This window comes from Paenibacillus qinlingensis (assembly GCF_013204845.1).
Taxonomy (GTDB): domain Bacteria; phylum Bacillota; class Bacilli; order Paenibacillales; family NBRC-103111; genus Paenibacillus_E; species Paenibacillus_E qinlingensis.
Map to the genome: position 1 here is coordinate 197,506 of NZ_JABMKY010000001.1, position 18,144 is coordinate 215,649.

Below are 18,144 nucleotides of genomic sequence, written 5' to 3' on the forward strand. Positions count from 1 at the left end.
GATGAAGTACTATGTCTAATCTTATGCTTTTACGATCTCTCTGCTTTTGTAAGTTCCGCAAGACTTGCACACGTGGTGTGCTAGCTTCAGTTCTGCACATTGTTCACATTTCACCATGCCTGGAACTTCCAATTTAAAGTGAGTACGGCGCTTGTCGCGACGAGTTTTGGACGTTCTTCTTTGAGGTACTGCCATCTTCAAAACACCTCCTTATACGAATTTCGGCGTTGCCTTATTCTTTGTTAAAAAAGTCCGCGAGACCTGCAAGTCTAGGATCAATCTTATCCTGCTTACAGCCGCAATCACGTTCATTGCGATTTTCTCCGCACACGGGACACAGACCTTTGCACGCTTCGTCACAAAGTGGTATGTACGGTAAACCAACCACTACATTCTCTACAACGTAAGGCTCCAAATCTACTTTATCCCCAACCACCAGATGAATATCCTCGTCCAGCTCTGGATCTTCTTCTTCCGGCTTTTGCATGAAAACTTCCTTGAAAGGAAGCTTAATTGTTTGGTTCGTGTGCGTTAAGCATCGGGAACAGCTTAACTCCAAGTCTAGCGTTAACGTACCGTTAACTTTAACTACTCCTTCTTCATACTTTGCATGAAGATTCGCATGAACAGGTCCATGATTAAGAATGTCTTGACGACCCTCGAAAGGTTCCGTCAAATTCATAACTTCACTCATAGGTACCGACTGCCCTTGCAGAGATAGTTCTCTAAAACGAATTTGCATGATATCACCCCAAACAAACAAAGATTATTATATCCATTATGCATACCTTTTGTCAATTTAAAAATATATGACTTGTGCTAGATATGACTTACTTCGGAGGCAAAGCTGCTAGATATTTTAAGGCATCTTCCATCGTGCCAATTTCGACAATTTTCATCTTCGTATTGATTTGCTTCGCTCTTTTAACCGCATCGGCATAATTCTCGATCTTCGTCCCGTCTTTGTAGGTCATATTTTTGGGTGCAAAGAAAATTTCCGCCTTTTCCCGATCCGCCGCAATAATCTTATGTTGAATACCGCCAATCGGTCCTACGGTGCCATCTGCTTCAATAGTTCCCGTTCCTGCAATGCGATACCCCTTCGTAATATCCTCAGGTACAAGCTGATTGAATATCTCCAATGAGAACATGAGGCCAGCTGACGGCCCTCCAATATCACCAGCCTTAATTGTCACCTGCTGATCTTCCAGATCGGCTTTAACCGATTGCATTCCTGCTGGAACGACACCAATCCCTGCCCGCGGCTCCTTCTCACCTTCTTGGAGAGGCAGAGCCCCCAGCGTCAATGTCGTTTGCATTTCAGCCTTTTTCCTAGCATACGTAATGGAGATAGTGTCTCCTGCTTTTTTACCTGCGAGAGAGTCTAGTAGATCCTGCGCTACTTTCACCTCTTTGTCCCCAGCCTTCAATAGTACATCACCTGGTTTAAGCACCTTCTCACCCGACAACCCTGGGACCGTCTGAAGGACCATCACACCCTCATGATCAATATGAAAAGGGACTTTGGCCTCCGTATAAGCCGCTTGAATCGCGCTAGCCTGTGAAGTTAACATGACGTATTCCTGACGCTGTGAATACTCTTGCTCGGACTCTCCTTGTTTGAGAACAGACGTTTTCGGTTGGATTTCTTCATACGGATGTACGAGTCCTACCAAATAGTTCACGACATTGGCATCAGCTACCCGCACGGTAGTTAACATGAGATTACCTTTTTCTGGGCCCGTGCTTTTGGCAATCGACACCATCGGCTTGATTTCTTCGGCAGTGCCCGGCATAAAAACAAAAAAAGGCAACCGCACAAAAAACAGCAAATATACAATGATAATCCCTACGAGCGCGGAAACTAGGTATCGTCTCGTCGCCGAGCTTCTCGGATATCGATATGAGTCATTCGACCACGTGTGTATCGTGCTCTCTTCTTCCTTATCCATACAGGTTCCCCTTTCCTGTTGCTTTCACTTGTTGTTTGGCCTACCTATTCTCGGGTGAAAGCTTGGTCTAATCGCTTATCTACTTGCGTACAATGAAGCATGTTCGATGGACGAGGTGATGCTATGCCTAATGTAAGATTCCATGCCAAATTCACCACATTGGTGCTCGGAGCTTTGGCTGGATTAGTTGTTATATCTGTCATTCTATTTCCCGACAAAGCTTTTCAGTCATCTCTCGAAGGGCTGACCATTTGGTGGAAGCTCGTCTTTCCCGCCTTAATGCCTTTCCTTATTATGACCGAGCTCCTGATTGGTTTCGGCGTCATTCAAGGTACAGGCGTGCTTCTAGAACCGCTAATGCGCGTCATTTTCCGCCTTCCCGGCGTTAGTGGTTGGGCATTGGCATCAGGCTTTGTTGTAGGATTTCCAGCAGGAGCTAGAATTACTGCATCGCTGCGCGAAAAAAACCTTCTTACACGTACGGAAACAGAACGATTAACGGCCCTGTCGCATTTATGTAGTCCTTTATTCCTAATTATGGTTATCGGGATTGGATTCCTTCATAATGCCAAACTAGGCATCTTACTTGCGATTATTCATTACTCTTCTGCTTTCGCAACCGGATTCTTGATGCGTCATAGCAAGCAAGTCATCACTTCACCTGAAGCCAAAACACTAGTAACGAAACCGAAAGAAACCATATCTATTGGTAGATCTGCCCTTATGGCCATGCGTCAGGCTTATTGGGAAGATGGGCGTACTTTCGGCAAGCTTCTCGGTGATGCCGTAACCTCGGCTGTACAAACGCTAATGTTGATTGGCGGATACATGATGATATTTTCCGTGCTCATCAACGTCATCTCGATTACTCATTTTACCGATATTTTACGCCCCGTCACGCAATTTCTGCTTAGCTTCATGGGTATTTTCACGGACACAACACCGCAATGGATCAAAGGATTAATGGAAATTCACCTTGGTGCCTATGCTTTTAGCCAATCCAAAGATCTCTCACTTCTGCCGCAAATGGCACTGCTCAGTGCATTCCTCGGTTGGGGAGGTTTGTCCGCCCACGCACAGGTTGCTGGCTTCCATCAGAAAACCGATGCTAGATATACGTTTTTTTTACAGTCGCGAGCACTGCATGCCGTACTTGCCCTATTTACTACAATTCTGCTCTGGAAACCCTTGCAGTTGCTCTTGTTAGACACAGAGCCAAGCTTTCTTCGATTAGACTTAGCGAGCAACTCAGCTACCGTGCTACCCTTCCCCTTGAACGGCGAAACGGCATGGGGCCTATGGGGACCAATGCTGATGCAATTCCTTTTTATTTTCTCCCTTATGCTGCTCGTTTCGGTTGGTCTACGCTTGTTTCAGCGGAAAGTAGTGAATTAACCAAATCGCAACTTGAAATCCCTTTCGATCTAGCTTCTAGGTCTGAGGGAATTTTTTGCGTAGTTCCTCTTCCACTTCTGCTGGTACTAAATCCTCGACAGGTCCATGGAATTTGGCAATCTCTTTCACGATGCTTGAACTCAAATACGAAAACTGCGGTTTCGATGTCATAAAGAACGTTTCCACGTCTGGGTTCAGCTTATGATTGGTCGATGCCATTTGCAATTCGTATTCAAAATCAGATACAGCCCGAAGTCCACGAACGATCAGTCTGACATTACGTTGTTTCATATAATTGACCATTAGATCCCGAAAACCATCAATCTCCACATTGGGAAGATCCGCGGTTACTTTGCGAAGCAGTTCCATGCGCTCTTCTAAGGTGAACAACGCATTTTTGGATGTATTGTTCAGCACCGCTACAATTAGTTTATCAAATACTTTTGCTGCTCTATGTATAATATCAAGATGACCGTAGGTAACCGGGTCAAAGCTACCTGGATATACCGCAACTGTAATACCGTGTTCTTGCCTCATCATGCTGTTCATCTCCTTCAATTACTGAGTCCTATGGACGCGTTGTCGCGTTTAAATATGGTAACAGCCGTATCTCCATAGTCTGCTCTGCGTAGCTGTTTGAAGCCGCCTATCGTTTCTAATAATACATCCTTAGCATCGTGTTCAACCACAATCGTGGCGTCCGGTTCCACAATGGCTTGTTCCTCCATCGTCATCATCAGCTCTGCGATCCCTTTCATTCGGTAAGGTGGATCCAGAAATACAAGTTGGAACTTCTCCGACCGCTTCGCCAATACCTTCAACGCTCTCGCCGCATCTGTCCGGTAAATCTCCACTTGATCCTTCACTTTGGCGACTTCAACATTGTGCCCTATGGTGTCGATACTCTTCTTCTCGATATCAATAAATACCGCCTTATCCATCCCACGGCTTAGCGCTTCAATCCCTAGCCCGCCCGTGCCGGCGAACAGATCGAGTACCTGCCCTCCATCGAAATAAGGTCCGATCATACTGAAGATCGCTTCTTTCACTTTATCAGTTGTTGGTCGTGTACTTGTACCGGGTACAGCCTTTAACGACCTGCCTTTGGCCGTGCCTGAAATCACTCTCATCTGTGCTTTTCCCTTCCATGCTGGTTCATTCTTTTGCTATCGTACCACAAGCACTAATCTGACACAAAAATTTTATCACTGCGATGTATAAATTTACCGTAAAGCGGTCATCCTTGAACTATCGACATCAGAGAATGTCGTAGACAACCGCGGAGAAGGCTTACGTTTCCCCATAAGCTCTTCATCCGGTTTCTCCTCTCCCATGAGGCGGCTGCGCAAGCAGTCGCCGTTATTATTTTATAGGACAGTTTTGTGGAACTCTTACTGCGTAAGGGTTTATTTGATTATAACAAAGGTGAAATTGCATTTAGTACAGATAGTACAATTTCATCTTGGGGACGCTTTAGGGACCAAAATTTTCAAATTAAAATATAATGCAACAAATATATTCCTAACACAGCCTACTATATTTGGTTAAATAACTATACTAAAAAGATCCTGCAAGTAAACAGGACGTCTTTGTTCCGTCACTATGGATGAGAAAAAACCTTACCCTGAATCCGCTTTATAATTCGTTTCAGCCCCTCCAACAATTGCAGCGATTTGTGTATCCGAAAGCCCTTGTACTTTCAATAACTCTTTTAACCAATCCACTTATTCACCCTCACTTTGATTCCAGGTTATACCCGGTAAATGAAATGCCCGGTTTAAGGCTATCTGGCAGGGCAACGGAAAAAGGACTCCTGATAGTTCAGGAATCCTAATAAATAGCTCTATTATTCAATATTGTAGATTTCAACCGAAACGAAAATTGCCTCAGGATAAAGGGACTACGAACCGACCAGCTTGAGGATCAAATTTGGATTTTATAAGAACCTAACGGAATCACAGTCACTCTCATCAAAGATTGAACCAATACTTTTGCTCATTTGCTTCATCTACTTCTCATGAGCTTGATTAATCTATCCCATTCCGACCGATCAATCTTTAAATCACGAACTGCCACCCTAAATCCATACTTATTAGCATATTCAACGAATAAATGATCTTCATTCAATATTTCATAGCCAATAATTCCGAATGGTTGTTTTGTCCAAGCTTCTTTTAAAAGAACTTTATCCGCCACTCATATCACCAATTTACCCCTCAATGTTAACAAAAATTCTTTCAAACTTTTTTATCTGAACACATTAAAAAATATTTCAATTATGTTTGGGATACATAGGGTTTAAGAGCTACAAATAAATAAGCACTTAAATGTGAGCGCCTCCATTTATCGTCTTTTACAATACCAATTGGCCATTTAACAGCTTTAATGAACTTTTCAACAAAGTCTCTTTGGAGTTGAGGTTATCCATATAGGTCTCGTCAAACATTACACATGCGAAAAGTAAGGATTTTGCTCTGATACCGACATTGTAGCATACTTAGATGAAGATTTTAACTGTCTATTTATCTTTAGTGCCATCGTTGCCATAACTTCATTAAATACTAGGATGTTTACCGTTTTACCCAGCGTCAAAATACTACTTATACCGCTATCATGATCTACTGCAACAATGTGTGCTAGCTATGGGTAAATTGCTAAATTACGCATCCTTAATATTAATTTTCTTCCCTTGAAGATGATTGCGGGTCAAAATAATGGAATCATTTGGCTCCTCTCGCAACATAAGGTCCATCTCCCTACTAAACTTAGCCTGATTGATTGGCCCGGTTGCGCGACCTAACTGCTGGCTGGAAATCCACATACCCTGCCCCATTTGTCCTGTCACTTCCATTTTCGTATCTGAGTTTCACCGAGGCCAAGCTCTGCTGCAATGTCTTTAGCTTTAGCTTTAGTTTGCCTTTGCTGGCGAGCTAATATTGTAGCGGCTTCGTTCTCCTCGTCTTCCATTTCATCGTATTCATCCAATACAATGAGTCCAGCATAAATTTAGTCAGCCGATGCCCATACCCTGAATGAATGCTTTGCATAAAATATTGTGCAAGTACTTGTTCAGGGATGTGGTCATTTGCAACTATACTATTTAGTATCTAAGCAAGACGTTATTGAACTCATCCGCGAATTCATTGATCAGGAAAAATATAGTGCTGCCATTTATTTGCTCGAGATTATTCAGCAGATGGAAGAGGAAAATCGAACCTCAGTACTCATTACTGTAAAAAAACAAGACTCCTCGAAGTGAGATATTTATGTGGATCGTCTTCTTCGCCTTATATCTCAACGTACTCCATTGTTCGGATGGTAAAAGGGTTAGGCATACCTCCGGTGACCATCTTCCCTATGTATCCTGAATTTCTCATTTCATCTGCTTGGGGATGGTCTTTGACTAAGAAACACAAATAAACCTATCCCGAAAAGGAATAGGCTTTTTTTGCAAATCATCTGATATTTCCCTCTAGAAGCCGCGTCAGTAGCATTCGTTTCCACACTTATACACTCTACTGCTTATAAACATTGATCCTTCTCAGCAAATGATACGCCCCATCATACATCACTACATTTCCCTGTTGGTTAATCGCAAAAACGTTTAATGACAGCATCCCTCCAAACGAAAACCCCATATTGGCAAAAGCACTTGCGTCGTACGTATTAGTTTTGGGAAGATAGAGTCCGGTGTTATAAGCTGCAATATCTTTCAAACCAACATAAGGCTGGGTTTCGCCCGTTATCTTAACTTCCCAAATCTGTCGTTGCCCTTCGACATAGAAAGTTCCGTTATCCTCATATACCCTTGAAATCTCTTCTTTTATGTCTATCGGAGCTACGAACCTCAGTTTCCCGGATTCCTGCAGTTCAAAAATCGATTGCTTGGATACATCTAGAACAAACATTTTGCCATCATTTGCAACGGCTGCCAGCTTTACATTTTCCTTATCAGGAGTGAAAGACATGAATACGTTTGCTTGCTTACCCGATTCGCCTGCATATATGTGATCATGAAGATTATCGCTAAAGTAAAAATGCTGACCATCCGGAGTTACCATAAAGTTACCTGGATGATAAGTTGTTTTCCCGATTGTATATGTCATCATTCGCACATTGGGTGCAATCTCATATATGACGGTAGATACACTGATATCAGAAGAAAAACTACTGGTAGCCATTAAATAAAGTTTTTCCAATTTAGCATCATACACAAGTTTGCGCGGCGAGAGAATACTGGCGTTAATATGCTGCGATCCAAACTTCGGGTCCGTATAGTCAAAATTAAAGCTCTCATCGAAACCGCTGTACATTACTTTCATTTCACCTGTTGCTTCATTATAGACACGAAGGATAAAACTCATCTCCGAAGCTGCATTTCGCTCTAAAATATAGATCAGATCATGATGATCGGAAGCCATACTTATCACATTAACATTTGGCCGTTCAACAAAGAAATTATACGTGAATCCCATATTCGAAGCCGTCATTAAGTTGTCGACACGAATTTCCGCCGCTCTCGGACGAGGCGTTGTGATCATAATGGATTTCGTTTCATCATTGAAAGCAACGGTCTGATTCAAGCTTTCTGCAATAAATCGCAATGGCACTAGTGTGGTATTATTCATTATGACTGCCGGCTGCTCTAATGTCTTACTTTGATTATCTATACGAACAATTCTGTTATCAATGGACAGTTTTATCGAGTGACCCGCATACTTGAGCGTGATGGACTGGTCCTCCGTATTCCATGTCAAATCTGCCTTTAAAGCATCTGCTATAAAACGCAGAGGAACCATTGTCGTATTATTTAACAGCACAGGCGGTGTTGAAAGCATCGTTTTCTGCCCATTTACTGAAGCCGTAATATCGTTTATGGTCAATTGAATCTTTACTCCGACCGAGCTTTTCCCATCATTGGCATAACTCGTTAGAGGATAACTATTAAGCAATATAACGGCAAACAGCAGGAATATCACATATACCCGAAACAACACATTTCTTCCCCCTATTGTCTAGGTACTAGTATTAGAAGATTTAATTTGTAAGAGTTCGTTATTTTTACGTTGCAGTTCATGAATGATGGCATTCGTGTTGTTCAAGTTTTTTTGTGCTGCTCGCGTAGCGTTTAACAGGCTGATGCCAAATTGTTTCTCAAATTCGGGCACGGTGTTTCCAGTAAGTTTAAATACGAGTAAACTCTTTGTTTGTTGAACATTGTTATATGCATCGCTCTCACTCTTAATGATGGATTTAAGATCATCTGAATGACTCACTGTTTCTAAAAGCTTTAGTGCCATTTGGATGGATTCATTATATTGTTTCATTAAGTCCTCAAAATCCATATTTAATTGACTCACAAATTCACTACCATTCGTTAGATTGGCATACTGCTGAAGTTGATTCGAGAAAGTTAGTAAGGCGGTATCCGTATCTTTCAGCCATTGGTAGACATTCATCAAGTTCTCCGACTCTTGTTTGGCAGGATTTATTGGGTTGGCTGAGGCAGATTGAGGCAGTGTCACATTTACACTATACGTAGTAGGATCCCATGTCACAAGAACTCCAAGTTGTCGCAGCATGGACAAGGGCACAACGGTGTGATCTTTATATATCATCGCGGGTAGTTCGTCGACTTTTAAACTTTGTCCAGCGGATGTTACTTGTACGATAGGATTTCCTTGGAAATCTCCATTTAAAGTGGCAGCTCCCGCTACGCCAACCGGGAGAGAGAGTACTAGTAAAGATAGTATTAACCTTTTCATTGTGCACCTCGTTAGGAATTTGTTTGACTGCTACTTACATTCCACATTTACAGCTCGCTCTCCTTCTGTTAGGCTTGATCCTTCCTTCCATTTTATGCTATAATCAAAAACAAGAACATACATTCCCTTTATTTTACATTCCATCCTACAGTCAGAAAAGAAGGTCAGCCATGAAAGATCAGCCTGTATTCGAGAATCTACGTGACAAGTATGCCGATGAAGACCGCGCCAAACTTGTGATGTTGCAGTTACGAACATTAATGGGACAGAAGCAAAAGAAGAAATGGTATCAGAAATGGAAAACGCCGACAAAGACGAAGCCAACGAATTGGAACGACTAGAACGTCCCTGCTGGCGTATAGTTTGGAACAATAAAATAGAGGCTCCCCTCCGTAGCTGGCTACGTGGAGAGCCTCTTCACTTTTATCGGTTTCTTTTGCGTGAATAATATAAGACCCCTAAGTAATGCGCCCCTGTGAATAGGGTAAGTATACCGAAGAACAATAAGAATCCACCGTTACGGTCACGGAAAAACAGTTGCACAACGAACAACGCAAGGGAGATTTCGCTCCAGAGAAGCGTCCTTTTCTTAAGCTGTGTCAAATCGGCTGTGGACTTGCTTATTTTGCGAAGATTCATGTAAGTCAGGCCAGCGAGTACGATAACACCAATGACGATCACGAGAATATAACTTGTATTGCCCGACATGTGACTCCCCCTAATTCTAGTAGATATACTATCTAAGATACATGGATTAGGACGGAATGTCTATTTGAAAATGTCCTTTCGAAGCAGGGGATTAGCTTACCCCGTTGAACTTATATTGCACATTAACTTCTAAACTCAGCGAGGTGCCGCATCATGTCTACCCTGACATTCAAGCCATTAGAGACGCCGGATATTCCATTTTTGATGGATATTTACAATTATTTCGTTATGCATTCCACTTATTCTTTCCATACGGAACCTGTTGCATTACCCGAGTTCACAGAAAGTGTTGTCCACACCAATCCCCGCTATCAAACGTTTGTCATTCTACAAGATGAGAAGCTGCAAGGTTATGTTCAAGTTATGCCCCATAAGAAAAAACAAGCCTATGATACAACAGGTGAAGTGACCATCTATCTGCATCCAACATGCGTTGGCAAAGGGATTGGATCTGCCTCTATTCAATATGTTGAAGCGTTCGCGAAGGAGCGCGACTTCCATTCCTTAATTGCAACTGTTTGTGCGGATAATTCAGCTAGCATCCACATGTTTACCCGAAATGGCTACCAACAATGTGCACACTATCGAGAGGTTGGCTTCAAATGGGGGCAATTTTTAGATATTGTTACGTTTCAAAAAATAATTTCGTAGTCCTTCCCCCTTGTTACGCGGCCCATCTCTATCTATTTCCGTTATTTACACGGGATAATTTCGCCTCCCCTTACAGAACCTAGAGCATAGTCATAATGCTCGGAGGGGATTGTCATGACCAAGCGGCTTTGGTCGTTTAGCATCGTTTGTCTGCTTGTAACTAGCTGCGGTGCGCCTTTAACGAAGCCTTTTCAAGATCAGAGCTCAACCCAACATTCAACTCCTGATGTCGCTCAGACATCTCTGGAGGCTAGCAGGGACTTAGTGGAGTCCCCGTTCGTTACAGATGCTTCCGGCACCAAGCGATTGAGCATGCTGCCACCCGCGAGCACGCCATCTGCTTCTGCGTTGCCGACAGCACCAACACGAGCACCAAGTCCTACGTCGACGCCCAACTTGAAGCCTAAGATCAACCCGAAAAGGTCAGTTGCACCACCTGAGGCCTCTAAGCGACCTTCCTTGCCCGTTCAAAAAAATCAGGGACAAGTAAGAATTTCTCAGAAAAAGCTTTCACTCTCTCAGCTGGTTGTTAAATACCCCGATACATTCAAGCTCCGCGGCTCCAGTCAAGAGAAAAAAGTCGCATTAACCTTTGACGATGGACCTGATACACGGTTTACGCCAAAAGTACTTGATGCCTTAAAAGCAAATCAAGTGAAAGCAACATTTTTCGTACTTGGTGCTATGGCTAACATGCATCCGGACGTCATCAAGCGAATTGCGAATGAAGGGCATGTCATCGGCAACCACTCATACAGCCATGAGAATCTACCAAAGCTCTCTGTGGATAAATTTCAAAACCAGATTGAAAGTACAGAAACCATTTTGCAGAACCTCATTGGCTACGCCCCTAGGTTAATTCGTCCCCCTTATGGCGCAATTAATGAAGAACAGGTCAAATGGATTGCGAATCATCACTACTTAATTGTGAACTGGAATGTCGATTCCCTCGATTGGAAATCACTGAATTCCGATCAGGTCCTTCACAATATCATGCAGCAAACGAAGCCTGGGTCCATTATCCTCCAGCATTCTGGAGGTGCGGACAGTCAAGATCTATCAGGCACCGTGCAAGCAATTGGACCGTTAATTACTAAACTTAAGGCAGCTGGTTATACGTTCGTCACAGTTCCTGAGCTGCTACACGTAACCAAAAGCAAATAATACACATGCAAAAAGCAGCCTTACCGGGTTCTCGCCCAGCAGACTGCTTTTTCCATATGCGCATATAACGCCAACTACTCACCAACCTGAGCGGTAGGCATAGCTGATTTACAATCGGCACAATAGCCAAATATTTCAAACCGATGGCTTTGAATCTCAAAGCTCTCCGGCAAATCCTTCACAAGCTTCATCGGACAGAACTCAAACGTCACAGTCTTCTCGCAGTTGACGCAAATCATGTGATGATGATGATGGGACAAACAACTCGCTTTGAACTTCAAGCCATCCGCCAAATGAAATTGCTCCAGAACACCCATCTCGCTCAACAATCGGAGATTACGATACACCGTATCGAAGCTTACGCCTGGATATTTCATTTTCATATGCTCATAGACGTCCTTCGGCGATAAGTAACTGCCCGATTCTGCGAATAAGGTCGCTAAGCTTCTGCGCTGCTCTGTAATACGCCAGCCCTTCTGCGACATCGCTCTTAGCATCTCATCAATCGTATCCGTATGCGTATTCACTTGCATTACCCCTCTGTGTTGAAATGTTCTCCTATTATAGTGCAGCAAATAGACCACTTGCGTCAAGTGTAGAACGATGACGGAATTTGTATCCACCGGATTTGGCCCAGAACTCAGGACTTACCATTTCGGCTAGTTAGCCTGCTAGGTATCGGACTGCGCTTCTAATTTCAGCAATTCTGCGCGAATGACATCCTTGGCAAAGTTCTCCCCAATGAAGACTGCTACGTCAGGCACATCGCCTTTAGGCGTTATTTTCACAAAATCCATTTCCCTATAGGCATACTGGAATAAGAACCGACTCGATGTATCCGAGAAACTGAGAATCCCTTTGGCACGATACACTTCCTGAGGAAGTTGGCTCACGAATTGTTCAAATGCATTACTATCTACAGCCCGTTCAAAAAAATGGGTATACGCCATGACATGGTTATGCGAATGATGATGATCATGCTCATGATGATGCTCGTGGCTATGCGAGACGGCCTCTTCGTTCGATTCTACCTGCACCACAGGCAACCCGTCAGAACCCTCTGTATGAATGTCTTCAATTAACTTGATATCAATCTGACTGAACACGGTATAATGCAAATCCGCATACGGATTCCATTCCCGTACGAGATCATGCACTTCTTGAAGTGCGGATTCCTGCAGCAAGTCCGTCTTATTAAGCAGAAGCAAGTTCGCACAACGAATTTGATCCCGCATGAGCCGGTAGGTTTTTCCGCGACTTGTTCGATTTAATTCAAGCAGCTGTGGGGCATCCACGACCGTGATGATGGCTGAAAGCTCTACCGGAAGTACGAGCGAAGCGTCCGTTATCTCATCAATAATTTCCATAGGATTCGCAATCCCCGTGGATTCAACGAAAATTATATCGGGCTGCTCTCCTGTCACTAATTCGTTCAATGCTGTGGCAAGATCACCACGACTCGAACAGCAAATGCAGCCACCTAGCAGTTCCGACATGGGGACTTCATTGGCAATTAACTGTCCATCCAAATTCACTTCGCCTATTTCATTCATGATCACAGCCGGCTTGCGGCCCGCTTCGGTGAAATAATCGATAGCTTTGGTAAGTAAAGTCGTTTTACCGCTCCCCAGAAATCCAGATAACACATAGACATGAACCCGTTTGTTTACCATTCGTGCTGCTCCCTCCGTCTTAAGGCTGATACGCCTACTACTACTCGGTCTTCACTTCAAATTTGGTAGCCAAGATGGGCCATTTCCCAACGATGCCAGCTAAAAAAGGAAATAACTTTGCCCACAATAGACTCGTACTTGGATCTGTTGGCTTTAACGGAAGCTCTATGCGTTCGTAAAGGATTTTCGTTGCTTCTTGGACCAGCTCAAGCGCCAAGTCCTCAGGTGCCGTTTCGGCTACTGCCTCTAATCTAGGGAGATAATGGTGTCCGATCGACTCCGATAAACGATGCTCCGCTAAGTTGTCTGAAGCCATGACCTCGCCCATGCCCAGGCTGACTAGGCGTGCTGTTTCTTCTTCAAATGCGTGCGGAATACAGTAAATCTCCAGCGCCAAAGCCGCTATGTAAATCTCTCTTAACAGTTCATCTTCTTTAGCCATCGTTAAGACAGGTTGTGGCAGATAGGCAATGATAGCAGGCTTCAACGTGTCCCAACTATTTTCTATGCTTTTCATCGTAAACTGCATCATCGCTGCCGCCAGCTCCACAGATGTAATTTGTTTCTTCTCTAACTCTTGCATAGGTGTTACTCCTCTTTTCTATCATGACTTGTAAAATGGATCGTCAGCTCAATAATTTCCGCTTGGCTTCCCAATCGTATCGGTGGTCCCCATGTACCGAAGCCCGAGGACACCAGCGCATGTAAATTCCCTTTGCGTAAATAGCCCCAATCTAGTTCAAAGATCCGTCTAGTGAACAGATGGTTCGGCGCAATTTGACCACGGTGTGTATGACCCGACAAATTCACATCAACACCCGCGGCTTCAGCTACGTCTAATTGATATGGCTGATGATCCATAACAATAATGGGCTGCGCAAGATCTAGTCCTTCCATCAAGGAGACTAACGATTTACGTCCCCCAGCGGCATGTTCCGCTGATTTATCTTTACGCCCCACAATAAATAAGCGTTCTTGGACATGGATGACTTCGTCCATCAGCACACGAATGCCGATTTGTTCCATTTGTTCCACGAAGGCTGGAATATGCCCGCCATAGTATTCATGGTTGCCAAGCACAGCATATACGCCTAACGGAGCCTGCAACTCTCGCATGGTCTGTCCCATTTGATAACGAATAAAAGGTTTAATATCATCATCAATGACATCGCCAGGCAGCAGAATCAGATCAGGCTCCATCGCCTTCACATGCTTGACAAGCTTGCGCAAATGGCGGTTGCCGACGACGGCACCCAAATGAATATCCGAAGCGACTGCGACCCGAAGCTGTTCCCAGTCCCCCGCTTGCTTTGGAATCGTAATCTCATATTTGCGGATAACCGGGGTTCGCGCCAGATAAGAGCCTGCTAGGAGGAGAATAAGTACAATGGCTATAACGATCCACCCCAGTATTGGCAGATAGCTAGCTGATGACACCGACGCTGCATACAACACACCAATCGCCACATCCGTGATCGGCAAAAGAAGAATACCGAATTGGATGAGAGCCAACCAATAGGAACCCATGATATTAAGCAGTCGTGTTAGCGTTGGCGGCAGCACCTTCGTTCCAAACCGTCCGATGACATAGGAGAACGCAACGATCCAAAACACCGGCCAATACAACCAGGGATGAAATGAATCACCCAATAAATACGATAAAAAAACCTTTAAGTGCCAGCCTATATAGCCGTTGATCGCCGCTACAATAGCAAGTATAATTGTGACCCTGAGCAACATACCATTTTTCATGTTTCTTGACGCTCCTATTCTCTATTACCCTCTACCTTTTAAAGCAAAAGACTTATTAGCTCTATACATTCCTCATCATCATTACGCACATTCCCCACTCGGCTAGACACGGGGTACGCCATCATAAGCTCCGAAGGATATGGCTGCAGAAGTGCACGAAGTTCATCCACATTCTTCCTACTCCGATCTAACCAGATAGCTTCCTTCTCCCGCGGCAAAATGACCGGCATACGCTCATGAATATCCTTCATCATCTCGTTCGACTCCGTGGTAATGACCGTACAAGTTGAGATACGCACACCTTCGGGAGATGTCCATGTATCGTAAAGCCCTGCCATACTGAACAGTTCCTTGCTGCGCAGCATAATACGCATTGGCTGCTTATGCTTGCCAGTTCCTTTCCAGTCATAGAAAGAATCTGCTGGGATAAGGCATCGTTTACGTTCAAATGGCTTGCGGAAGGCAGGCTTGTCCGCCAAGGTTTCGGAGCGCGCATTGAGCATCTGATAGCCAACTTTCTCATCTTTTGCCCATTCTGGAATCAGTCCCCAGCGCAGTTCACCTAGCTTATTTCGCTGCCCGTCATGGACGATCGCCATCACCTGCTGTCCGGGCGCAACATTATATTTAGGGCTATATCTCGGCATAAAAGTATCGTACATATCATAACGCAGCATCAATTCCTCTAACGTCACAGTGATCGTGTAGCGTCCGCACATTGGTTACATCCTTCTCCTTCACACCGTTATCCCATTCCCCTTTCTCCATTATGGAAAAAAGATAGGCTTACGTCAATTCGTACAGCCCGAAGAACTGTTCTTCTTCAGGCTGTACGAAGGGGCGCTAGCGATATATTTAGGCAGATTCACGATTTCTTCTTCGTTTCCTTCTCTAACACACTCACACGCGGATCCGTCCCATAAATGGTTGTGACCAGACTGTCCGCATATCGACCGATTCGCGCACCAATTTCCGCACGCATATAGTCCCTCGTCATTGTAAATCGATCTTCATGCTCACGGCACCGATACCGGTAACGGATCATCTGATCGTCCTTCTCCTCTTCCGCGACGTGCATGTCATTCTCGAGCATATGACGCTTCACTTTGGCTAAATCGGCGTGCATATTCTTGGCCAGCACCTGGGCTACCTTCGAATAGAGTGTCCTTAGCATCTCGGAGGAACGCTCCACTTCACGCGCCCTTCGCACAATAATCGTGTGCATGAGCGGCAGCAGCACAGATTCTCGTATAATACTAATATCGTCCGCTGTCGGGCGCTTCGTAGGAACCGGTTTGTCATGACGCTGGCTTTGAGCTGCTTCCCGGTGCTGGGGCAGCATCATGCGGCTTGACTCCCACAAACCGTTATTCTGCAATTTTTTGCTCATTTATAATGACCTCCGATTTTGAGCGAGCGAACCTTCGCTTGGCCAGCTGTCGTCAAAGAGGATGCGCGAACAATCGCCGCATTGCCGAACCGATCCTTAATACTATCCGTTACCTTCTCCAATTCACGTGCTTTCACTTGATCTTCAAATAGGGTGAGCTGGTACGTTTCATCATCCACGAACTGACTCAGCATCACGCCAGCACGACGAACGGGCATCGTGTCCCAGAATTTATAGAAAAGCTGCTTCACAGCTTGAAAAACAGTGCCGGTATGATTCGTCGGGTCCGGCATCTTCATCTGGCGCGAGAAACCTGTCGGCGCATCAAAGGGACTGCACATACAGCTGACCGTCACAATAGAAGCCATATAGCCTTTGCGCCGACAATCCCGGCACACCTCCTCTGTCAGCTCCATGAGGATCGTATTCACTTCAGACGATTCCGCATAATCCCTCGGCAGCGTCATCATATGGCCGATCGACTTCGGAGGCGTATCGAACGTGCCCGGCGTGACTGGACTATCATCCAGTCCGTTTGCCGTTCGCCACATCACCTCGGCGTGAATGTCGGACTGCTTGCCGAAACGCGCGCGAAACTTCTGCTTCAGTTGCGGCAGTGGCGTTCGTGCCACGTCGCCGATCGTATACATGCCCAACTTGGCAAAATGCGCCGTCATCCGCGAACCCACACCGAACATTTTACTGACAGGTTCCTTCCACAAGTGCTCCTCGATAGCGGATGGCAGCAATGTGAAAATGCCGGTCGCATTCTTTTTGGCCCAAATATCTGTGGCAATTTTCGCTAGGATTTTATTGGAGCTAATCCCCACTCGAAGCTTAACACCCGTTTGTTTGAGCACCTTATACTGCAGACTTCGAGCTACCTGCTCTGCATCTCCAAAGAACGGCAGGCTCCCTGTGACATCTAAGAACTGCTCATCAATGCTGAAAATTTCAACGAGATCCGTAAATTCCTGATAAATTTCGGTTATTTGCAACGAAACATTAATATAATGCTGCATCCTCGGCCGCATGACGATCAGGTCAGGACACTTCTTCAACGCTTCACCCAACCGTTCGGCTGTCGATACACCATATCCTTTGGCAACAGGGCAGGCAGCTAAAATAATACCTGACCTTAACGCAGGGTCTCCTGCTACGGCAACCGGCTTATTATCTAGACCTGGATGATCGGCCTTCTCTACACTTGCGTAGAAGCTCTGACAGTCAGCCAAGAAGATCGTTCGTTCCCCACCCTTGTTCCCCTTACTCATCGCAATTCCCCCCGCATATTCATCAGCATAGTCATAAGCTCTGCCTTGACCAAACTACGCAGCATCGTGAAATGATGAATGTAACCTCGAACTTTGTATTCGACTTGAATCCCTAAAGCATTCATTTCCGTGTGAATCACCTTAATCTCTCGCTGCTTCATCTTACTTTTCAACTGCTGTAATTCTGGATAAATCCCCATCTCAACCTCTCTGAGATAGAAAAGAATATGATTATAAACAATTTTATCTTTATAAACCTTAAGCTCCTCCATATCTCTTGCTAGCATATCAAGTAAAATCGGCAACAGTGTGTATTCCTTAATCATTTGAACATCCTCTTCTGTCTCTACTCTTGATGAACCACTCATGTTCTCACCACCATATGCGAACATATATTCGTTTTTCCATATTATATACCGA

23 protein-coding genes and 1 pseudogene are annotated in these 18,144 nt (G+C 44.6%); 5 read left to right on the forward strand and 19 right to left on the reverse strand.

Annotation, left to right across the window (positions count from 1 at the left end):
• Nucleotides 1-21: 21 nt before the first annotated feature.
• The 3 genes from rpmF to HQN88_RS01010 form a co-directional block, all read right to left on the reverse strand.
• Nucleotides 22-195, reverse strand: a complete 174-nt coding sequence (gene rpmF / locus HQN88_RS01000) for a 50S ribosomal protein L32 (RefSeq protein ID WP_056624823.1) — start codon at nt 193-195, stop codon at nt 22-24.
• Nucleotides 196-232: 37 nt separating this feature from the next.
• Nucleotides 233-742 carry a YceD family protein gene (locus HQN88_RS01005; RefSeq protein ID WP_173108419.1) on the reverse strand — a complete coding sequence of 170 codons (510 nt, stop codon included), beginning with the start codon at nt 740-742 and terminating at the stop codon, nt 233-235.
• Nucleotides 743-830: 88 nt separating this feature from the next.
• On the reverse strand, nt 831-1,952 hold the full coding sequence (locus tag HQN88_RS01010; RefSeq protein WP_173108420.1) for a SepM family pheromone-processing serine protease: 1,122 nt from the start codon (nt 1,950-1,952) through the stop codon (nt 831-833).
• 123 nt (nt 1,953-2,075) lie between these two features.
• Here HQN88_RS01010 and HQN88_RS01015 point away from each other — a divergent pair, with 123 nt between their 5' ends.
• The gene (locus tag HQN88_RS01015) at nt 2,076-3,347 is read left to right on the forward strand and encodes a nucleoside recognition domain-containing protein (protein ID WP_173108421.1); all 1,272 of its coding nucleotides are present in this window, start codon (nt 2,076-2,078) and stop codon (nt 3,345-3,347) included.
• A 36-nt stretch (nt 3,348-3,383) separates the two neighbouring features.
• On the opposite strand, the gene coaD is transcribed toward HQN88_RS01015, so the two are convergent.
• The 5 genes and pseudogenes from coaD to HQN88_RS38565 form a co-directional block, all read right to left on the reverse strand.
• Complete coding sequence (coaD, locus tag HQN88_RS01020) at nt 3,384-3,896, reverse strand: pantetheine-phosphate adenylyltransferase (RefSeq protein ID WP_376769541.1); 513 nt, start codon at nt 3,894-3,896, stop codon at nt 3,384-3,386.
• A gap of 5 nt (nt 3,897-3,901) precedes the next feature.
• Nucleotides 3,902-4,486: pseudogene (gene rsmD, locus HQN88_RS01025) on the reverse strand (16S rRNA (guanine(966)-N(2))-methyltransferase RsmD); the annotation flags it as partial.
• 865 nt (nt 4,487-5,351) lie between these two features.
• Nucleotides 5,352-5,543: a hypothetical protein gene (locus HQN88_RS01030; RefSeq protein ID WP_173108423.1), complete on the reverse strand. Its 192-nt coding sequence runs from the start codon at nt 5,541-5,543 to the stop codon at nt 5,352-5,354.
• Nucleotides 5,544-6,006: 463 nt separating this feature from the next.
• Entirely contained in the window at nt 6,007-6,168 is a 162-nt protein-coding gene (locus HQN88_RS01035) for a hypothetical protein (protein WP_173108424.1), read from the reverse strand.
• Nucleotides 6,169-6,188: 20 nt separating this feature from the next.
• On the reverse strand, nt 6,189-6,314 hold the full coding sequence (locus HQN88_RS38565) for a phage terminase small subunit-related protein (protein WP_420794195.1): 126 nt from the start codon (nt 6,312-6,314) through the stop codon (nt 6,189-6,191).
• Between the two features lie 118 nt (nt 6,315-6,432).
• On the opposite strand from HQN88_RS38565, the gene HQN88_RS01040 reads away from it, so the two are divergent.
• Nucleotides 6,433-6,606: a hypothetical protein gene (locus HQN88_RS01040; protein WP_173108425.1), complete on the forward strand. Its 174-nt coding sequence runs from the start codon at nt 6,433-6,435 to the stop codon at nt 6,604-6,606.
• Nucleotides 6,607-6,862: 256 nt separating this feature from the next.
• On the opposite strand, the gene HQN88_RS01045 is transcribed toward HQN88_RS01040, so the two are convergent.
• Complete coding sequence (locus HQN88_RS01045) at nt 6,863-8,344, reverse strand: copper amine oxidase N-terminal domain-containing protein (RefSeq protein ID WP_173108426.1); 1,482 nt, start codon at nt 8,342-8,344, stop codon at nt 6,863-6,865.
• An 18-nt stretch (nt 8,345-8,362) separates the two neighbouring features.
• Nucleotides 8,363-9,112, reverse strand: coding sequence for a hypothetical protein (locus tag HQN88_RS01050; RefSeq protein ID WP_173108427.1), 750 nt, complete (start codon nt 9,110-9,112; stop codon nt 8,363-8,365).
• A 170-nt stretch (nt 9,113-9,282) separates the two neighbouring features.
• Here HQN88_RS01050 and HQN88_RS01055 point away from each other — a divergent pair, with 170 nt between their 5' ends.
• Nucleotides 9,283-9,453, forward strand: coding sequence for a hypothetical protein (locus tag HQN88_RS01055; protein ID WP_157257142.1), 171 nt, complete (start codon nt 9,283-9,285; stop codon nt 9,451-9,453).
• Between the two features lie 82 nt (nt 9,454-9,535).
• Here the strand turns inward: HQN88_RS01055 and HQN88_RS01060 are convergent, their stop codons facing one another.
• The gene (locus HQN88_RS01060) at nt 9,536-9,820 is read right to left on the reverse strand and encodes a hypothetical protein (RefSeq protein ID WP_173108428.1); all 285 of its coding nucleotides are present in this window, start codon (nt 9,818-9,820) and stop codon (nt 9,536-9,538) included.
• A 153-nt stretch (nt 9,821-9,973) separates the two neighbouring features.
• On the opposite strand from HQN88_RS01060, the gene HQN88_RS01065 reads away from it, so the two are divergent.
• Together HQN88_RS01065 and HQN88_RS01070 are read left to right on the forward strand one after the other, a co-directional pair.
• Nucleotides 9,974-10,471, forward strand: a complete 498-nt coding sequence (locus HQN88_RS01065; protein ID WP_173108429.1) for a GNAT family N-acetyltransferase — start codon at nt 9,974-9,976, stop codon at nt 10,469-10,471.
• 114 nt (nt 10,472-10,585) lie between these two features.
• Nucleotides 10,586-11,635, forward strand: coding sequence for a polysaccharide deacetylase family protein (locus HQN88_RS01070; protein ID WP_173108430.1), 1,050 nt, complete (start codon nt 10,586-10,588; stop codon nt 11,633-11,635).
• Nucleotides 11,636-11,709: 74 nt separating this feature from the next.
• On the opposite strand, the gene HQN88_RS01075 is transcribed toward HQN88_RS01070, so the two are convergent.
• From HQN88_RS01075 to HQN88_RS01110, 8 genes are all read right to left on the reverse strand, one after another.
• Nucleotides 11,710-12,168, reverse strand: coding sequence for a Fur family transcriptional regulator (locus HQN88_RS01075; RefSeq protein ID WP_173108431.1), 459 nt, complete (start codon nt 12,166-12,168; stop codon nt 11,710-11,712).
• A gap of 138 nt (nt 12,169-12,306) precedes the next feature.
• Nucleotides 12,307-13,308 carry a CobW family GTP-binding protein gene (locus HQN88_RS01080; protein WP_173108432.1) on the reverse strand — a complete coding sequence of 334 codons (1,002 nt, stop codon included), beginning with the start codon at nt 13,306-13,308 and terminating at the stop codon, nt 12,307-12,309.
• A gap of 40 nt (nt 13,309-13,348) precedes the next feature.
• Nucleotides 13,349-13,891, reverse strand: a complete 543-nt coding sequence (locus tag HQN88_RS01085) for a hypothetical protein (protein WP_173108433.1) — start codon at nt 13,889-13,891, stop codon at nt 13,349-13,351.
• Between the two features lie 5 nt (nt 13,892-13,896).
• The gene (locus HQN88_RS01090; RefSeq protein ID WP_173108434.1) at nt 13,897-15,060 is read right to left on the reverse strand and encodes a metallophosphoesterase; all 1,164 of its coding nucleotides are present in this window, start codon (nt 15,058-15,060) and stop codon (nt 13,897-13,899) included.
• Nucleotides 15,061-15,098: 38 nt separating this feature from the next.
• Nucleotides 15,099-15,779 carry an SOS response-associated peptidase gene (locus HQN88_RS01095; protein ID WP_173108435.1) on the reverse strand — a complete coding sequence of 227 codons (681 nt, stop codon included), beginning with the start codon at nt 15,777-15,779 and terminating at the stop codon, nt 15,099-15,101.
• Nucleotides 15,780-15,925: 146 nt separating this feature from the next.
• Nucleotides 15,926-16,450 (reverse strand): YhjD family protein, encoded by a 525-nt coding sequence (locus HQN88_RS01100; RefSeq protein WP_216855589.1) that lies wholly within the window; start codon nt 16,448-16,450, stop codon nt 15,926-15,928.
• The gene (locus HQN88_RS01105) at nt 16,447-17,724 is read right to left on the reverse strand and encodes a DNA polymerase IV (RefSeq protein WP_173108436.1); all 1,278 of its coding nucleotides are present in this window, start codon (nt 17,722-17,724) and stop codon (nt 16,447-16,449) included. The genes HQN88_RS01100 and HQN88_RS01105 overlap by 4 nt, the downstream gene beginning before the upstream one ends.
• The gene (locus HQN88_RS01110) at nt 17,721-18,092 is read right to left on the reverse strand and encodes a YhjD family protein (protein ID WP_063795520.1); all 372 of its coding nucleotides are present in this window, start codon (nt 18,090-18,092) and stop codon (nt 17,721-17,723) included. Before HQN88_RS01110 ends, HQN88_RS01105 begins: the two co-directional genes overlap by 4 nt.
• Between the last annotated feature and the right edge of the window lie 52 nt (nt 18,093-18,144).